Annotated in this window: 17 protein-coding genes; 6 read left to right on the top strand and 11 right to left on the bottom strand. The window is 67.8% G+C overall.

The genetic code is table 11. From position 1 onward, the window contains the following. Positions 1-230: 230 nt before the first annotated feature. Positions 231-689, bottom strand: coding sequence for a hypothetical protein (locus DL990_RS39305; RefSeq protein ID WP_125801708.1), 459 nt, complete (start codon positions 687-689; stop codon positions 231-233). Between the two features lie 155 nt (positions 690-844). Here DL990_RS39305 and DL990_RS39300 point away from each other — a divergent pair, with 155 nt between their 5' ends. After that, the gene (locus tag DL990_RS39300; protein WP_125801707.1) at positions 845-1,741 is read left to right on the top strand and encodes an ABC transporter ATP-binding protein; all 897 of its coding nucleotides are present in this window, start codon (positions 845-847) and stop codon (positions 1,739-1,741) included. Beyond that, positions 1,731-2,555 (top strand): ABC transporter permease, encoded by an 825-nt coding sequence (locus tag DL990_RS39295; protein WP_125789253.1) that lies wholly within the window; start codon positions 1,731-1,733, stop codon positions 2,553-2,555. Before DL990_RS39300 ends, DL990_RS39295 begins: the two co-directional genes overlap by 11 nt. Before the next feature lie 59 nt (positions 2,556-2,614). Here DL990_RS39295 and DL990_RS39290 read toward each other — a convergent pair whose 3' ends face one another. The 3 genes from DL990_RS39290 to DL990_RS39280 all read right to left on the bottom strand — a co-directional run bounded on the left by DL990_RS39290 (position 2,615) and on the right by DL990_RS39280 (position 4,685). Continuing rightward, positions 2,615-3,472: an oxidoreductase gene (locus tag DL990_RS39290; RefSeq protein WP_125801706.1), complete on the bottom strand. Its 858-nt coding sequence runs from the start codon at positions 3,470-3,472 to the stop codon at positions 2,615-2,617. An 86-nt stretch (positions 3,473-3,558) separates the two neighbouring features. Beyond that, positions 3,559-4,251 carry a TetR/AcrR family transcriptional regulator gene (locus tag DL990_RS39285; RefSeq protein WP_233599248.1) on the bottom strand — a complete coding sequence of 231 codons (693 nt, stop codon included), beginning with the start codon at positions 4,249-4,251 and terminating at the stop codon, positions 3,559-3,561. 20 nt (positions 4,252-4,271) lie between these two features. Continuing rightward, entirely contained in the window at positions 4,272-4,685 is a 414-nt protein-coding gene (locus tag DL990_RS39280; RefSeq protein ID WP_125789250.1) for a PGPGW domain-containing protein, read from the bottom strand. Positions 4,686-4,814: 129 nt separating this feature from the next. On the opposite strand from DL990_RS39280, the gene DL990_RS39275 reads away from it, so the two are divergent. Beyond that, positions 4,815-5,156 carry a YciI family protein gene (locus tag DL990_RS39275; protein WP_125801705.1) on the top strand — a complete coding sequence of 114 codons (342 nt, stop codon included), beginning with the start codon at positions 4,815-4,817 and terminating at the stop codon, positions 5,154-5,156. Between the two features lie 100 nt (positions 5,157-5,256). Here the strand turns inward: DL990_RS39275 and DL990_RS39270 are convergent, their stop codons facing one another. Further along, complete coding sequence (locus DL990_RS39270) at positions 5,257-5,841, bottom strand: FMN reductase (RefSeq protein WP_125789248.1); 585 nt, start codon at positions 5,839-5,841, stop codon at positions 5,257-5,259. After that, a complete protein-coding gene (locus DL990_RS39265; protein WP_125789247.1) occupies positions 5,838-6,914 on the bottom strand; it encodes an LLM class flavin-dependent oxidoreductase in 1,077 nt (358 codons plus the stop codon). The genes DL990_RS39270 and DL990_RS39265 overlap by 4 nt, the downstream gene beginning before the upstream one ends. 135 nt (positions 6,915-7,049) lie before the next feature. On the opposite strand from DL990_RS39265, the gene DL990_RS39260 reads away from it, so the two are divergent. Then, positions 7,050-8,474, top strand: a complete 1,425-nt coding sequence (locus tag DL990_RS39260) for a glycoside hydrolase family 76 protein (RefSeq protein ID WP_125801704.1) — start codon at positions 7,050-7,052, stop codon at positions 8,472-8,474. Here the strand turns inward: DL990_RS39260 and DL990_RS39255 are convergent. Then, on the bottom strand, positions 8,458-9,351 hold the full coding sequence (locus tag DL990_RS39255) for a hypothetical protein (protein ID WP_233620704.1): 894 nt from the start codon (positions 9,349-9,351) through the stop codon (positions 8,458-8,460). The two genes, DL990_RS39260 and DL990_RS39255, sit on opposite strands and share 17 nt — an antisense overlap. A 278-nt stretch (positions 9,352-9,629) precedes the next feature. Here DL990_RS39255 and DL990_RS39250 point away from each other — a divergent pair, with 278 nt between their 5' ends. Together DL990_RS39250 and DL990_RS39245 are read left to right on the top strand one after the other, a co-directional pair. Further along, positions 9,630-11,681: a type IIA DNA topoisomerase subunit B gene (locus DL990_RS39250; protein WP_125789244.1), complete on the top strand. Its 2,052-nt coding sequence runs from the start codon at positions 9,630-9,632 to the stop codon at positions 11,679-11,681. Positions 11,682-11,710: 29 nt separating this feature from the next. Continuing rightward, complete coding sequence (locus tag DL990_RS39245) at positions 11,711-14,197, top strand: DNA topoisomerase (ATP-hydrolyzing) subunit A (protein ID WP_125801702.1); 2,487 nt, start codon at positions 11,711-11,713, stop codon at positions 14,195-14,197. 170 nt (positions 14,198-14,367) lie between these two features. On the opposite strand, the gene DL990_RS39240 is transcribed toward DL990_RS39245, so the two are convergent. The 4 genes from DL990_RS39240 to DL990_RS39225 are packed head-to-tail and all read right to left on the bottom strand — an operon-like array spanning position 14,368 to position 17,738. Further along, positions 14,368-15,588 (bottom strand): acyl-CoA dehydrogenase family protein, encoded by a 1,221-nt coding sequence (locus DL990_RS39240; protein WP_125789242.1) that lies wholly within the window; start codon positions 15,586-15,588, stop codon positions 14,368-14,370. Beyond that, positions 15,585-16,454, bottom strand: a complete 870-nt coding sequence (locus DL990_RS39235; protein ID WP_125801701.1) for an SDR family oxidoreductase — start codon at positions 16,452-16,454, stop codon at positions 15,585-15,587. Before DL990_RS39235 ends, DL990_RS39240 begins: the two co-directional genes overlap by 4 nt. Positions 16,455-16,464: 10 nt before the next feature. Next, positions 16,465-17,310 carry a MaoC/PaaZ C-terminal domain-containing protein gene (locus DL990_RS39230; RefSeq protein WP_125789240.1) on the bottom strand — a complete coding sequence of 282 codons (846 nt, stop codon included), beginning with the start codon at positions 17,308-17,310 and terminating at the stop codon, positions 16,465-16,467. Next, entirely contained in the window at positions 17,307-17,738 is a 432-nt protein-coding gene (locus DL990_RS39225) for an SRPBCC family protein (protein ID WP_125789239.1), read from the bottom strand. Before DL990_RS39225 ends, DL990_RS39230 begins: the two co-directional genes overlap by 4 nt. Between the last annotated feature and the right edge of the window lie 13 nt (positions 17,739-17,751).

Below are 17,751 nucleotides of genomic sequence, written 5' to 3'. Positions count from 1 at the left end.
AGCCGGTCTCGCGAGTCTGTGAAGGACTCCAGTCAGGCGCTCACGTAAGTGGTCGCGGTCGTCGGGATGTCGCGAAGGGCACCTTTGAGACGATGAACGTCTCAAAGGTGCCCTTCACGACATAAGAGCTCGGCGCCGGGACCATCGGAAGCGCTGAAGGAGCCGTCCGCTCATCCTCGCGTCTCGTGAGTGGTAAGGACGGCTAGAACCGTCCTTACCACTCACGAGGCTTACGCGCCGGTGGTCGACCCCGGCCGCACGATCATCAATACCGTCACCACGACCCAGAGCAGATTGAACATCCCGGTGTACATCGCCACCCGCCCCGCCGTGAGCGGTTCCGAGGGCGGCTCGGCGTCCAGCGCGGCGAGGATCGCGTTCTGCCCCGGCAGGACCAGCAACGCCAGCACACCGGCGGCCGCGGCGGTGAGCACGATCGACACGATCACCCACAGGTCGCCGAAGACCCGCATGCTGCCCGCCGTCGCCAGCCCGAAGAACGGCACCGCCACCCCGAAGACGGCGTAGACCCGGCAGATCCGGTTGAGCGCGCGCAGCACCGACAGTCCGGAACCCGGTTCGGCGAACGCCTTCCGCGCGGCGGCGGGGAACATGCTCGCCGCGACGGTGACCGGACCGACCGCGATCACGGCGGCGAGCACGTGGAGAATCAAGAGGACTTTGGACACGCGACCGAGCCTATGATCGTCAACCCGGCCTCCGATAGCGGTGTTTTCGACGGATATCGCAGGATTCCGGCCACGCACTACGTCCGACGACGTACGCCGGGTGCCGCCTGGGAACGGATGTGCCGAGGGCCTCCCACGGGACACCATTCGTCACCATGAACCTTCCCGTGGACACCGATGAACTCACGAAACGGTACGGCGAGCACCTCGCCGTCGACCGGATGAAACTGACCGTCCTGCCCGGCGAGGTCTACGGCTTCCTCGGCCCGAATGGAGCGGGCAAGACGACGACGTTGCGGATGCTGCTGGGCCTCGTCCGGCCGACCTCCGGCGGCGTGCGGCTGTTCGGCAGGCCGCCCGGGGATCTCGACGGAGTCGGCGCGCTGATCGAATCGCCCGGCTTCTACCCGTACCTGTCCGGTTCGGACAATCTCAAGGTGCTCGCCCGCTACAGCGGAACGGATCCGCTTCGCGTCGGCGAGGTGCTCGCGATGGTCGACCTCGCCGATCGCGGCAAGGACCGGTACTCGACCTACTCCCTCGGCATGAAGCAGCGGCTGGGGGTCGCGGCGGCACTGCTGAAGGATCCGCGGCTGCTGATCCTCGACGAGCCGACCAACGGGCTGGACCCGGCCGGGATGGCCGACATGCGCGTGCTGATCCGGCGGCTCGGCGCGGAAGGCTGCACCGTGCTGCTGTCGAGTCATCTGCTGGGCGAGGTCCAGCAGATCTGCGACCGCGTCGGCGTCGTCTCGCGCGGGCGGCTGGTCGCGGAGAACACCGTCGCCGAACTCCGCGGCGGCACGGTGCTGCATATCGAGACCGACGACAACCTGCACGCCGCCGACCTGGTGCGGCGCCGGATCGGCGCGGAGAACGTGCGCGCGAGCGGGACAGGGCTCGATCTGACCGTGGACCCGGAACGCGCGTCGTGGCTGAACCGCGAACTCGTCACGGAAGGGATCGCGGTGCGCGAACTGCATGTCCGCGAACGCGATCTGGAACAGGTGTTCTTCGAACTCACCGGAGAGGTGGCGGATCATGTGGGGTAGCTGCACCGCCGAGCTGGCGAAACTCGTCCGGCGGCCGGCGAACTGGTTCATGCTGGGGATCGCGGTCGTGCTCGGCCTGACCTTCACCTATCTGCTGCCGCTCGCGGGCGCGGCGGGTTCGTCGAGCGGGGCGCCGGGTACGGATCGCGGGCTGGCCGCGACGGCGCCGTCGAATCTGGTCGGCAACGCGATCGGCGGGCTGCCGGTGTTCCTCGGGGCGATCCTGCTGGTGCTCGGCGTGCTGGCCGTCGGCACCGAATACGGCTGGGGCACGTGGAAAACCGTGCTGACACAAGGGCCTTCGCGCCTGACCGTCTACAGTGGAAAGTTGTTCGCGCTGGCCGTCGCGGCACTGACCGTCGTGCTGACGAGCTTCGCCACCGGCGCGGTCACTAGCGCGCTCATCGCCTCCTCGGAAGGCGAGCCGATGAACTGGCCGTCGCCTGGCGAGATCGTCACCGGGATCGGGGCGGGCTGGCTGATCGCGATGACCTGGACGGCCCTCGGCGCGGCGCTCGCCATCGCGATGCGCGGGGTGGCGCTGCCGATCGGGCTCGGCCTGGTGTGGCTGCTGGTGGTCCAGAACCTGCTGTTCGGCGTCGCGGCCCCGCTGGTGGACTGGGTCGGCACGCTCCAGCTGGCGTTGCCGGGAGCCAACGCCGGTTCGCTGGCCGCGTCGCTCGGCGCTTCGGGCGCGACGCCGGGAATCGGGGAACTCGTCGGCGTCTCCCAGGCGACGCTGGTGGTGGCCGGCTATCTGGTGGTCTTCGCCGGTCTCGGCGGCTGGCTGCTGCGGCGCCGGGATGTCCTCTGAACGCGCGTGAAGGCCCCCTTCCCTCGGCTGAGCCGCGGGAAGGGGGCCTTCACGCGCGATCAGGCGAGGGCGTCGAGGTCGGCGATGACGTCCGCGGGCAGTTCCAGCTTCGCGGCGGCGACGTTCTCGCGCAGGTGCTGCAGCGAAGACGTCCCCGGGATCAGCAGGATGTTCGGCGACCGCCGCAGCAGCCACGCGAGCGCGACCTGCATCGGCGTCGCGTCGACCCGGCGGGCGCAGTCGTCGAGCACACCGGACTGCAACGGCGTGAATCCACCGAGCGGGAAGTACGGCACGAACGGGACGCTGATCGCCGCGAGGGCGTCGAGCAGGCCGTCGTTGGCGCGGTTCGCGACGTTGTACTCGTTCTGCACGCAGACGACCGGCGCGATGGCCCGGGCCTCCTTGACCTGCTCCGCCGAGACGTGGCTCAGACCGAGATGCCGGATCAGGCCCTGCTGCCGCAACTCGGCCAGCACCTCGAACGGCTCCGTGATCGAGACCGGGATCGGGAAGACGCCGTGCTCCCCCGCGAGCCGCAGGTTGACGACGTCGAGCGCGTCGACGCCGAGGTTGCGCAGGTTGTCGTGGACCGCGGAGGTCAGTTCCTCCCGCGAGAGCGCCGAAGGCCAGCCCTTGTCCGGAGTCCGCTTCGCGCCGACCTTCGTGACGATGTGCAGCTCGTCCGGGTACGGGTGCAGTGCCTCGCGGATCAGCTCGTTGGTCGTGTGCGGGCCGTAGAAGTCGCTGGTGTCGATATGGGTCACGCCCAGCTCGACCGCCTCGCGGAGGACGGCGATCGCGGTTTCGCGGTCGCTCGGCGGCCCCCAGATGCCGGGGCCGGACAGCCGCATGGCGCCGTAGCCCATCCGGCTCACGGTGAGATCGCCGAGGGTGAGGGTGCCGCCTGGGCTCATGATCGCTCCTTGTGCAAGTGGGTTCGGCTCACCTTATGCAGGTCCGGCCGCCCCGGCGCGTGCGGGAAGGGAGCAAGGGACCTTTGCTATCGCCCGGGGCCCTGACCTGCGCGAACGACGAGGCCGACCAGCTGGTTGGCCAGCCCTTCGGTCAGCCCGTCGACGAACATGTCGTGGCCGGCGGGCGCTCCGCGTTCGGCCAGGACCGTCGCCACTGCCTCGCCTGGGTTCGCGTACGGCCACAGTCCCGCGACGAGGATGAAGACCGCCTTCGCGAAGTGTCCGGCCGCTTCGGCGTCCAACGGGACCCGATCGCGGACGACGTCGGCGAGCCGTTCGGTCCGTTCACCCGCCCGGGTCTTGAACGCCCTGGCGGTCTCCACGGAGATGTTGCGTTCGAGCACGGCGGCCATCGTGCTGATCAGCTCGCACAGCAGGCGTTGCCGCGAGAGCGACTTCGCGATGACGGTCGCGACGCGCACTTCGCGCTCGTACCCCGGCTTCGCGGCGTCAGGCGCGCCTAGCTCGCCTTCGAGCTCGTCGAGCCACGCGACCCAGATCGAGTCGAGGACTTCCAGGAAGATGGCCTCGCGGCTGTCGAAGTACCGCAGCACATTCGACTTCGCCAGGCCGACCCGATCGCTCAGCTCCCGCAAACTGATCCGGGACACGGGCCGCTCGGCCAGTAACTCGCGCGCCACTCCGAGGATCGCCGCGCGCCGGGCCTCGACCTGTTCCGGCCGCCGCGCGCGCTGGAATTCGGGGGCCACGCGCCGCACCGTACCAGACCACCCGGCTGTTATTCGGCCTTCGCGGCCCTCCTGGCCTGTACCCGCTTGTAACTCCAGATCAGCAACGCGAACAGGATGAGCCCGGAGAGAATCAGACTCGAACCGGTGCTCCAGCCGCCGAGCGGCAGCCCGGGCACGAGCCCCCAGACGACCCCCGCGGCCAGCAGGCCCAGCCCGGCCAGCACCGAACCCGCGATGCGCAGCGGCGACGAAACACTGTCCTCGGCCGCCTTCATCGCCCTGTCGCGGATCGGATCGACGTACTTCTCCACCACGGGGAACTCCGAGGCCAGCACCAGCAGACCCGCTAGCACCAGCAGCAGACCCGGCCCGGGCAGCACGAGTAGCGCGATACCGACCAGCAGGAGAATTCCGCCCGCGATCAGGATCAGGACCTGCTTCACGGGTTTTCCGATGCCCACCGTCGTCTCCTCGCCTTCGCCTTTCCTTCGATTGTGCCGGTCGGGCCGGAAACGCGCTGGTCCTGGCATGGTCTGTTTCTGACGAACCCGTTCGTCGGGGTGATGAACAGTTCAGCCCAAGGAGGACCGATGCGCTACATGTTGCTGATCTGCGGAAGCCCGTACCCCGGCGCGGACGAGAGCGAAGACCCGCTGGACGAAAAGACGCAGGCGTGGGTCGACGAGATGACCGCTCGCGGGGTCCGGCTGTCCGGCAGCAGGCTCCGTTCGGCGGCCACCGCGACCACCGTCCGGCGCCGCGACGGCGAACTGCTCGTCTCGGACGGGCCGTTCGCGGAGACGAAGGAACAGATCCTCGGCTACGACCTGATCGAGTGCGCCGATCTCGACGAGGCGATCGAGATCGTCTCGACGCATCCGGTCACGAAGTTCGCGACCATCGAGATCCGGCCGATCTGGCAGACCCCCTGAAGCGAGTGAAGGCCCCCTTCCCTCGGCTGAGCCGAGGGAAGGGGGCCTTCACTCGCTGATGTTGCTCCCGACCTGCGAAGTGATAGCAAAGGTCCCTTGCTCACTCCCCCGCACGCAGCAGCTGCTCGAACGGTACGAACCCGCTGTCAGGAGCCAAGGCCGTCCCCTCCGACGACAGCCGCGAAGCCAGCTCCCGCCCCGCCCGCGAAGCCCGCGTGTCGAGATCCCCCGGAGACGCCCAGTCCGACGAAGCCGCGTACACCGCCGTCGCGACAGGCTCGGCGCGAAGGTAAGCGAAGAGCGGACGCAGCGCGAAGTCGAGCACCAGCGAGTGCCGTTCGGTTCCGCCGGTGGCGCCGATCAGCACCGGTTTCCCGTCGAGCGCCTTCTGGTCCAGCACGTCGAAGAACGACTTGAACAGTCCGCTGTACGACGCGGTGAACACCGGCGTCACGGCGATCAGGCCGTCCGCGGCGGTCACCGTGTCGATGGCCGCGCGCAGGGCAGGCGAAGGGAATCCGGTCAGCATGTTCTTCGTGACGTCGATGGCCAGGTCGCGGAGTTCGATCACCTCGATCTCCGCGTCCGGCAGCGCGGTGGAAACCGCCGCGGCGAGTTTGTCCGCGAGCAGCCGCGTCGAGGACGGCTGGCTCAGTCCCGCGGTCACGACAGCGATCGTCGTCATGCCAAAACCCCCGAAGAAAGCGAAGCGTGCGTAGGCGCTTCGGGCACATGAGAAGGACGAAGTGAGTCAAGTTCCTTGCGCAGCACCGGAATCACGTGCTCGCCGAGCAGATCGAGCTGTTCCAGCACGGTCTTCAACGGCAGTCCGGCGTGGTCCATCAGGAACAGCTGACGCTGGTAGTCGCCGAAGTGCTCGCGGAAGGTCAGCGTCTTGTCGATCACCTCTTGCGGGCTCCCGACGGTCAGCGGCGTCTGCTCGGTGAACTCCTCCAGCGACGGCCCGTGCCCGTACACCGGCGCGTTGTCGAAGTACGGCCGGAACTCCCGCACCGCGTCCTGCGACTTCGGCCGCAGGAACACCTGGCCGCCGAGCCCGACGATGGCCTGGTCCGCCTTGCCGTGCCCGTAGTGCTCGTACCGCTCGCGGTACAGGTCGATCAGCGACTGGAAGTGCTCCTTCGGCCAGAAGATGTGGTTCGCGAAGAACCCGTCGCCGTAGTAGGCGGCCTGCTCCGCGATCTCCGGGCTGCGGATCGAGCCGTGCCACACGAACGGCGGGACACCGTCGAGCGGCCTCGGGGTCGAGGTGAACTCCTGCAGCGGCGTCCGGAACTTGCCGGACCAGCTGACCACGTCCTCGCGCCACAACCGGTGCAGCAGGTGGTAGTTCTCGATGGCCAGCGGAATGCCCTGCCGGATGTCCTGTCCGAACCACGGGTACACCGGTCCGGTGTTGCCGCGACCCATCATCAGGTCGACGCGGCCGTCGGCGAGGTGCTGGAGCATCGCGAAGTCCTCGGCGATCTTCACCGGGTCGTTCGTGGTGATCAGCGTGGTCGAGGTGGAAAGGATGATCTTCGACGTCTGCGCGGCGATGTAGCCGAGCATCGTCGTAGGCGAAGAAGGCACGAAGGGCGGGTTGTGGTGCTCGCCGGTCGCGAAGACGTCGAGGCCGACTTCTTCGGCCTTGAGCGCGATGCGCACCATCGCCTTGATCCGCTCGTACTCGCTGGGCGCCTCCCCGGTGGTCGGGTCGGTCGTCACATCGCCCACCGTGAAGATTCCGAACTGCATGACCTGCTCCCTGGGCCGGGGTTACGTTGCTTGAGCGTTCAACCTCACGCGCGCAAGAAGTATTCCAGACCATCGGCGCGAGCTGAAAGGGTGACTTGATCGGCCGGGAAAGTGGCCGCACTCACACTCGAATCCATGTGGCTCACATCCCTGCTTGTGACAACGTTGACATTCGCTCTCACGCCGGTGACCACCACTCCCGAACCCACCGTCGCGGCGACGATCTGCGCCAAGTACTGCGACAGCCGCGACCCGGCATTGGCCGTCGGCGAAAGAAGACCCGGCACCGCGACGGTCTGGGGCCGCGGCATCACGCTGCATCTCTCGGACGGCGACAACATGGGCTGGGGCAGCATCGGCAACGGTGACCCCGGCGACGAGGTCTGGCTCGACCGTTCCTTCGACGGCGGCCGCACCTGGGCAGGCGACAGCCGGATCGGTGACACGAAGATCCCCGCCGGTCAACGCGGCTGGCGGACCCTGATGTTCAACGTCGACGACCCCGCCACCCACCGTTTCGGTGCCCTTCGCGCCTGCGGGAAGGCGAGCAACCGGCCGGAAATCGCCTGCACACCGTGGTTCCGCACCACGGTCGCCGCGAACGACCGCGCCGAAGCGGCGGCGACCGCGCTCATGCAGTTCTACGACAACAGCACCGGCCTCTGGCAGACCACGGGCTGGTGGAACTCGGCCAACGCGCTCACCGCGATCCTCGACTACAGCACCCGCACCGGTTCGCCGAACTACCGCTACGCCATCGCCAACACCTTCGACCGCAATCGTGGCAACAACTTCACGAACGAATACATCGACGACACCGGCTGGTGGGCGCTCGCCTGGATCCGCGCCTACGACCTGACCAAGGACCGCCGCTACCTCGACACCGCCGTCATCGCGGCGAACTACATGTACTCCTACCGCGACGGGACCTGCGGCGGCGGTCTCTGGTGGTCGACGGCGAAGACGTACAAGAACGCCGTCACCAACGAGTTGTACGTCAAGGTGGCCGCGTCACTGCACAACCGGCTCCCCGGCGACACCGTCCAGCTCGCACGGGCACGCGAGGTCTGGGACTGGTTCCGCGCGAGCGGCATGATCAACGGCGCCGACCTGATCAACGACGGGCTGAACTCCTCCTGCGCCAACAACGGGCAGGCCGTCTGGAGTTACAACCAGGGCATCGTCCTCGGCGCGCTGGTCGAACTGAACCGTGCCACCGGTGACGCCGCCCTGCTCACCCGTGCCCGCCGGCTCGCGGACGCCTCCACCACGACGTCGCTGCTGCACGCGAACGGGATCCTGCGCGACCCGTGCGAGTCCGGCGACTGCGGCGCCGACGGGCCGTCGTTCAAGGGCGCGTACGCCAGGGGGCTCGGCGAGCTCGACCGGGCCCTCTCCGGCAGGCCGTACCGCGCTTACCTGACCCGGCAGGCGAACTCGACGATCGCGAACAACCGCACGTCGCTCGATCAGCACGGCCTGCGCTGGGCCGGGCCGGTCGACAAGATCGACGCCGCCCGTCAGCACAGCGCGCTGGAGGTCCTCACGGCAGCCCTCTGAGCACCGGATCCGGAACATGCAGCCAGGCGCGGACCTCGGTCTCCTTCTCGTGCACGAGCACCTGCCGGTAACTCATCGTGTCGAGACCGGGGCCGCCCTGGTCCTGGACGTCCTCGTGGAAGCGGTCGGAGACGAGCACCACCACGGGTGACTCGTCCGGCGCCGCGGCGAGCGCGTCCCGCAGCACCCGCGAATCGAGCAGCCGGGCGAGCAGCACCTTCGGGCGTCCCGTCACGCCGTACTCGTCGAGCGCGATCTCGCCGGCGTGGATGGCCACCCGCACCCGGATCCGCAGGCCGGGCTCGGTGACCACGTTGTACCTGGCCAGTTCCGCGGTCAGCCGGGAAACCAGCGGGTACACCAGGCGGAACTTCGGGAAATGCGGTGGGACCACGACGATCATGCCGTCCCCGGTGTCGCGTTTCAGGCAGGCGTCCCAGGCGATCCCGCTGGCCTCGAAGGCGGTGGAGAGCAGGCCGAAGAGCATCCGCCGGACCTGCACGAAGATCTCGCTGCTGCGCCCGACCTGGCCGAATCCGGCGATGTCGATCGAGAACAGCCCGCAGTGCATACCGGACTCGACCCACGCCGTCGGCGGCGGATAGAGGATCTTGTTCCGCAACAGCGCGAGGTGTACGCAGGTCCCGGTGATGAACAGGATCGTGCCGAAGAGCCAGGCGAACGACAGCATCGCCTCCGACTCGCCCTCCGTCGCCGCCCGCTCGAGCAGGAACGTCATCCCGACGGCGACACCGCCATAGCCCAGCACGAACAGCCAGAGAACCGCGCGCCGCAACCGGATCGCGGCATGCGCGACCGGTATCAACGCGAGCATGCCGAACGACCCGACGACCACCACGAAATACCAGAGACTCACGACGCGCTGTACGGTCGAGACGCGTGTGGGACCGACTCCGACGGTCACCTTGTTCCCCCCGTCACCCTGTGACACCGGGAACGATAACGCCTCATCCACGCCGCTAGGAAGCTGCTTTCCCCACCCGTGACCCGGCCACCGGGACGGCGTGATCCGCCACACCGGGGGCTCGGGAGGACGAAGCTGTCGGAGGGGACGGATATCCTCCAGTACGGTGTCGCGTTGAACACCACCTCCACGAGCTAGTTCGCGAGCCATGACTCCAGGAGAAGTACCCAGTGACTGCTGAGACCCTGTACGGGGCCGACGACCTGACGCATCTCGAGGGTCTGGAAGCGGTCCGCAAGCGCCCCGGGATGTACATCGGCTCCACCGACAGCCGAGGCATCAACCACCTGTTCTCCGAGGTCGTGGACAACTCGACCGACGAGGGTGTGGCCGGTCACGCCACGAAGATCGTGGTCACCCTGCACGCCGACGGCAGCGTCCAGGTCGACGACGACGGCCGCGGCATCCCCACCGGCACCCACGCCAAATCCGGTCTGTCCGGTGTCGAGCTGGTGCTGACGAGGCTGCACGCCGGCGGCAAGTTCGGCGGCTCGGGCTACAAGACCTCCGGTGGCCTGCACGGTGTCGGCGCTTCGGCGGTGAACGCGCTGTCGCACCGCTTCGACGTCACGGTGAAGCAAGAGGGCAAGGTCCACCAGATGTCGTTCGCGCACGGCGTCCCCGGCGTGTTCGACGGACCCGGCCCGAAGGCCAAGTTCACCCGCAAGTCCGGGCTCAACGTCACCGGGAAGATGAAACGCGGCGAGCGCTCGGGCACGTCGATCCGGTACTGGTACGACTCGCGCTACTTCGAGACCGGCTCTTCGCTCGACGTCGAGGGTGTCCGCGCGAAGATGCGCAACACCGCCTTCCTGGTCCCCGGCGTCACCTATGTCCTGCGCACCGCCGTCGACGATTCGATCAGCGAAGAGACCTTCCACTTCCCGAACGGCCTCGCCGACATGGTCGACTTCCTCGCCCCGGACAGCGAGAAACCCGTCTGCGGCACGCTGATCATCAACGGCGAGGGCACGTACAAGGAGAACGCGGCCGACGCCAACGGTGTCATGCAGTCCAATGTGGTGCGTCACGCGGAGATCGAGGTCGCGCTGCGCTGGGGCACCGGCTACGAGCGCACGGTGGAGTGCTTCACCAACACCATCCGCAACGTGCACGGCGGCACACACCGCCGCGGTTTCGACCGCGCGGTGCTGAAAGCCTTGCAGGACGCCATTTCCAAAACCCGCGGGCTGCTCAAACCCAAGGAGGACATGCCGACCGTCGAGGACGTCCTCGAAGGGATGACGGCGGTCGTCCACGTCCGGCTGCCGGAGCCGCAGTTCACCTCGCAGACCAAGGACGAGCTGTCCACCGCCGGGATCACCCGCGTCATCCAGGGCGTCGTCGACAAGCACATCCGGTCCTGGACCGAGGAGCGCAAGACCAAGTCCGAGGCGAAGGTCGTGCTGCAGAAGGTGGTCGACGCGGCACGCGTCCGGCTCACCCAGAAGCAGCAGAAGGACGCCGCCCGGCGCAAGACCGCGCTCGAAGGCGCTGCCATGCCGCCGAAGCTGGTCGACTGCCGCACCACCGGCGTCTCCCGCAGTGAGCTGTTCCTCGTCGAGGGTGACAGCGCGCTCGGTTCGGCGCGGATGGCACGCGTCTCCGAGTATCAGGCGCTGCTTCCCTTGCGCGGCAAGATCCTCAACGTCCAGAAGGCATCGCTCGGCGACACCTTGAAGAACGCCGAGATCGCCTCGATCGTGCAGGTGCTCGGCGCGGGCAGCGGGCGCACGTTCGACCTGTCGACCATGCGCTACGGCCGGGTGATCCTGATGGCCGACGCGGACGTCGACGGTTCGCATATCCGGACGCTGCTGATCACGCTGTTCGCCAAGTACATGCGGCCGGTGATCGAGGACGGCAGGCTCTACGCCGCGATGCCGCCGCTGCACAAACTGGTCACCAAGGGCCGCAACCCGGAAACCCATTTCACCTTCAGCCAGAAGGAGATGGAGACCAAGTTCGCGGAGCTGGAGCGGGCGGGCAAGCAGATCGTCACGCCGGTGCCGCGGTTCAAGGGTCTCGGCGAGATGGACGCCGACGAACTGTGGGACACCACGATGAACCCCGCCACCCGCTCGGTCCGCCGCATCACCCTCGACGACGCCGAAGCCGCGGAGAACGCGCTCGAACTGTTGATGGGCGAGAAGGTCGAACCCCGCCGCAACTGGCTCGTCGAGTCCTCCGACCGGGTCGACCGCGACGCCATTGACGCCTGATTTCGTTGCTATTCAAGGAGCTTTGAGCAATGGCACGCCGTAAGGGCACCACCACCAAGGTCGACCCCTCCGCGTTCGACAGGCCCGGTGCGAACGTCTTCGACAACCCGCTGAAGACGGAGATCGAGGACTCGTACCTGGAGTACGCGTACTCGGTCATCCACTCGCGGGCGCTCCCGGACGCGCGGGACGGGCTGAAACCGGTACACCGCCGGATCATGTACTCGATGAACGAGAACGGCTACCGGCCGACGCACGCGTACGTGAAGTCGTCCCGCGTGGTCGGCGACGTGATGGGCAAGTACCACCCGCACGGCGACACGGCGATCTACGATGCCATGGTCCGCCTCGCGCAGGACTTCTCACTCAACGTCCCGCTGGTCGACGGGCACGGCAACTTCGGCTCCCCCGACGACGGCCCGGCCGCCTCGCGGTACACCGAGGCGCGGCTGTCCCCCGAAGCGATGCTGCTGGCCGGCGAACTCGGCGAGGACACCGTCGACTTCCGGCCGAACTACGACGGTTCGCTCGAAGAGCCGTCCGTGCTGCCCGCGGCGTTCCCGAACCTGCTGGTCAACGGCACGTCCGGGATCGCGGTCGGGATGGCGACCAATATGATCCCGCACAACTTGACCGAGGTCATCGGCGCGGCGCGGTGGCTGATCAACCATCCGAACGCCACTCTCGACAAGCTGATGGAGTTCATCCCCGGCCCGGACCTGCCGACCGGCGGCTCGCTGCTGGGACTCGACGAGGTCCGCCGCGCCTACGAGACCGGCCGTGGTGTCGTGCGCATGCGCGCCAGCGCTGAAACCGGTCCGCTCGAGGGCAGCCGCGGCCGTCAGGCGATCACCGTCACCGAGCTGCCGTACGGCGTCGGCCCGGAGAAGGTGATCGAGAAGATCACCGACGAGGTCAACAAGTCCAAGCGGCTCACCGGCATCGCCGACGTCAAGGACCTCACCGACCGCGAGAACGGCACGCGGCTGGTCGTCGAATGCAAGGTCGGCGTGAACCCGCAGGCCCTGCTGGCGGACCTGTACCGCCTGACGCCGCTGGAGCAGTCCTTCGGCATCAACAACCTCGTCCTGGTGGACGGGCAGCCGCAGACGCTGGGGCTCAAGGCGTTGCTGGAGGTCTTCCTCAGCCACCGCTACGAGGTCGTCACCCGCCGCACGCGCTACCGGCGCCGCAAGCGCGAGGAGCGCCTGCACCTGGTCGACGGTCTGCTGATCGCCCTGCTCGACATCGACAAGGTGATCAAGCTGATCCGCGACAGCGACAACGCCGCGGCCGCGAAGGACGGCCTGATGAAGCGGTTCAAGCTCTCGGAGATCCAGGCGACCTACATCCTGGACACCCCGCTGCGGCGGCTCACGAAGTACGACCGGATCGAACTCGAGGCGGAGCAGGACAAGCTGCGCGAGGAGATCGCCGAACTGTCGAAGATCCTCGACGACGAGTCGGTGCTGAAGAAGGTCGTCTCGGCCGAGCTGGCCAAGGTCGCCAAGGACTCCCCCACCGAACGCCGCACCGCGCTGATCGACGGTGACCTCAAGGAGGTCCTCGCCGCGTCGAAGCCGTCCGGTCCGCTGGAGGTCGCCGACGATCCGTGCCAGGTGATCCTGTCGGCCACCGGGCTGGTCGCGCGGACGGCGGCGGAATCGGAGGAGGCGTCGGAAGTGCGGCGCCGCAACGGCCGCGTCAAACACGACTCGGTGTCCGCGGTGGTCCATTCGACCGCACGCGGTCAGGTGCTGCTGGTGACCAACCGCGGCCGCGCGTTCAAGACCGACGTGCTGCCGCTGCCGGTGCTGCCCGAGCAGGCTGGCACCGTTTCGCTTCGCGGCGGGATGGCCGCGAAGGAACTGGTGCCGTTGGAGAAGGGCGAGCGCGTCATCGGCTTGGCGCCGCTCGGCGATCAGGCGGCAGGCTCCCCTGGTCTCGCGCTCGGCACCAAACTCGGCGTCGTAAAGGTGTGCGCGCCGGAATGGCCGGTCCGCTCGGACGAGTTCGACGTGATCAGCTTGAAGGACGGCGATGAGGTCGTCGGCGCTACCTGGCTCACCGACGGCGACGAGACGCTGGCGTTTCTGTCGTCCGAAGCGTCACTGCTGCGCTACCCGGCGTCGCTCGTGCGGCCGCAGGGCCTCAAGGGCGGCGGCATGGCCGGGATCACCGTGCGCGGCGAAGCGGAAGTGGTCTTCTTCGGCGCGATCCGCACCGACGACGCCGAACACGGCGAGCCGATGGTCGTCACCGCGACCGGCGCGAGCGTGAAGGTGACCCCGTTCAGCGAGTACCCGGCCAAGGGCCGGGCGACCGCCGGTGTCCGGGCACAACGGTTCCTCAAGGGCGAAACGCGGCTGGTGGTGGGCTGGATCGGCCCGCGTCCCGCCGGCGCGTCGCGCACCGGTGACCCGGTGGAACTGCCGGAGGCCGACGTCCGGCGCGATGGCTCCGGCCACGCCCACCCGGGCCCCGAGGTCGTCGGCCACCTGATCGAACGCAGCTGACCCCGCCGCCCTGCCGCAATTAGTCACCTACTTGCGGCCACCCCCGGCGCTCCCCACCCAGCGCAAGCGCAATGAAGGGGCCTTTCATAGCAAATTTTGCTATGAAAGGCCCCTTCATTGCACGTCCGCCGGCCGTCTCACCCACGCGATAGCAAAGGTCCCTTGCTCCCTCAGCGGCCCAGCAGACCCTTCGCGATGTGCGTCACCTGGATCTCGTTGCTTCCCGCGTAGATCATCAGCGACTTCGCGTCCCGCGCCAGCTGCTCCACCCGGTACTCCGCCATGTACCCGTTGCCGCCGAACAGCTGCACGGCCTCCATCGCGACCTCGGTGGCCGCCTCCGACGAGTACAGCTTCATCGCGGAAGCCTCGGCCAGCGTCGGCATCTTGCCCGCCCGCAGGGTCTCGATCAGCTGGAACACCATGTTCTGCACGTTGATCCGCGCGACTTCCATCTTCGCCAGCTTGAGCTGGATCAGCTGGAACCGCCCGATCTCCTGGCCCCACAGCTTCCGGTTCTTCGCGTAGTCCACGCAGAGCCGGTGGCATTCGTTGATGATCCCGAGCGCCAGCGCCGCGACCCCGATCCGCTCGACGGCGAACCCGGACTTCACCTCGGCCTTGCTGTCGCCGTCGCGGCCGGTCTCGGATTCGCCGAGCAGCCTGTCCCGCCCGAGCCGGACGTCGCTGAAGAACAGCTCGCCGGTCGGTGACGACATCATGCCCATCTTCTTGAACGGCTTGCCCTGCGTGAGCCCGGGCATACCCTTGTCCAGCACGAACGTCAGCACCTTGCGGTCGCGGACGGCGGTACCGTCGCCGTCGTCGAGCTTCGCGTACACGATGATCGTGTCGGCGTACGGGCCGTTGGTGATGAACGTCTTCTGTCCATTGAGGACATATTCGTCACCTTCGCGCCGCACCGACGTCTTCATCCCACCGAAAGCGTCCGAGCCGGAATCGGGTTCGGTGATCGCCCACGCGCCGACCTTCTCGAAGGTGACAAGAGAAGGCAGCCAGCGTTCCTTCTGCGCCTGCGTGCCCTTGGTCAGGATCGTCTGCGCGGTCAGCCCGATGCTCACGCCGAGCGAAGCGACGATGCCGAGGCTGACCCCGGCCAGTTCGCTCACCGCGATGAGCGCCATCGCCTCCTGCCCGCCGAACGCGAGCCCGCCGCCACCTGAACCGGACCCGGGCGATTTCGCCAGCAGTTTCGTCACCGATTCCCGCGCGAGCGCGTCGATGCCGAAGGACGCGAACATCTTCCTGATGATGTCGTACGGCGGCAGTGTCCCGCTTTCCAGCGCGTCGAGGTGCGGCCGGATCTCCTTGTCGATGAACTCCCGGATGGTGTCCCTGATCAGCAGCTCGGTCTCGGACCACTCGATCATGGCAGCCTCGCGGCGATGTCGTCGATCTCCCAGGCGGTCTCGGTTTCGATCACCTTGACGTCGTGCCAGCCCGCGAGTTCGGAGATCGCGCCGCCCTGCACCGCGAACACCTTGCCGGTGAGCCGGCACTTCTCGGTCGCGAGATAGGCAACCAGCGGCGAGATGTTGGCCGGGGAGAACGCGTCGAACTCTCCTTCTTCCACTTCCTGCGCGAAGATCGCGCCCATACCCGGCGTCGCCAGGGTGAGCCGCGTGCGCGCGATCGGGGCGATCGCGTTGACCCGCACGCCGTAGCGTTCCAGTTCCTCGGCGGCGACCAGCGTCAGCGCGGCGATGCCCGCCTTCGCCGCGCCGTAGTTCGCTTGTCCGGCGTTCGGCAACGTGACCCCGGACGCCGACGCGGTGTTGATCACCGAGCCCGCCACCCGCTCACCGGCCTTGCTCGCCGACTTCCAGTACGCGGCCGCGTGCCGCAGCACCGCCGCGTGCCCCTTCAGATGCACGGCGATCACGGAATCCCATTGGGACTCCTCCAGTCCGGCGATGAACGCGTCGCGCAGGATGCCCGCGTTGTTCACCACGACGTCCAGCCTGCCGAACTCGCCCACCGCCTGCGCGACCAGTTCCTCGGCGCCCGCCCAGTCGGCGACGTTGGCCGTGTTCGCCACGGCCTTGCCGCCCGCCGCGCGGATCTCGTCGACGACCTCCTGTGCCGGGCCGGTGTCGGCCCCGCTGCCGTCGTTCGCCCCGCCGAGGTCGTTGACCACGACGCTCGCGCCCTCCCGTGCGAACAGCAGCGCGTGCTCGCGGCCGATCCCCCGGCCGGCGCCGGTGATGACGGCGACCCGCCCGTCAAGTGCTCCCATGGCTTTGCTCCTACTCCGCGAATTCCGCGAGGCCGTCTTTGATCACGACGGTTTCGCCGACGGTGGTTTCGAACGCGTAGCTCCCGCCACCCGCGCTCCAGATGGACGTGGTCAGGTCTTGCCCGGGCAGCACCGGTTTGGCGAACCGCACGGCGAACCGTTTCAGTCTGTCCACATCGGACCCGGCGACCTCGGTCAGCAGCGCCCACGAGGTGAACGCCATGGTGCACAGGCCGTGCGCGATGATCCCCGGCAGTCCCGAATCCTTCGCGACCTCTTCGTCGAGATGGATGGGCATGGGGTCGCCTGCGGCGGGCGCGTACCGGTACGTCTGGTCGTCGTCGACGTGCTGGTTCACCTTCGCCACCGGTGCCCGCGAACGCAGGCCTTCGTCGAACTTGTGCTCCGGCCCGAGTTCGCCCCGCGTCTCACCGGTGTCGAACCCGCGCACGAACAAGGTCACGTACTGCTCGTTGACCAGGTCGTCGTCTTCAGTGCGGCATTCGAGGTGGATGGTGCCGCGCGTGCCGTTCGACAAGCCTTCGTAGCCCGTCATCCGCGCCCGCGAAACGAGCTTGTCGCCGGGGCGGATCGGCCGGTGGAACCGGAATTCCTGTTCCCCGTGCACGATCCGGCCGAACAGCCCGACCGGGACGACCTCGAGCGCGGGTTCCATCAGCGACTCGAACACCGGCACGATCGCGAACACGGGGCTCGCGACGTCCCCGGCGAGATGCGCCGGGATCGGGTCGTTGGTGGCCTTCGCGTACTCGATCAGCCGCTCGCGGGTCACCTCGAACCGGGACTCCTCGGTCCACTTGCCGAGGCCGTCGGGATCGAATCGCTCGTCGGTCACGCGACCAGCGCCTTGAAGTTCTCGAGGGAGGCGTCGAGGTTCTTCTTGCCGTCCTTCTCGACGGCCTTGCCGAGCGCGCCGACGATCATCTGGCCTGCGAACTCCGCGTTGATGCTGGCGAGCGATCCCTCGCCGGACGCCGCCACGGTCAGCTCGAACTTGACCTTCACCCCGGCCATCCCGGTGCCGGAGATCGCCAGCTTCGACGGCGCCTCGAACTCGTCGACCGTCCAGGTGATCGTGTTCGGCATCCCGAGCATCGTGACGACCTCGGAAGCCTGCGCCCCCTTGGAGAATTCGGCCGGGACCTCGCCCTTCCACTTGGTGTGGATGGTCAGCCACTTCTCGAAGTTGTTGGGGTTGGAGAACTCCGCCCACACCTTGTCGGGGGCGGCGGGGAGTTCGACGGAGGCACTGATCTTGCCCATGGTTCGTCCTTTC

The sequence above is a fragment of the Amycolatopsis sp. WAC 01416 genome (assembly GCF_003947485.1).
Lineage (GTDB): Bacteria > Actinomycetota > Actinomycetes > Mycobacteriales > Pseudonocardiaceae > Amycolatopsis.
The sequence above is the reverse complement of the archived record's forward strand: the minus strand, read 5'-3'. Positions and strand labels throughout refer to the sequence as shown.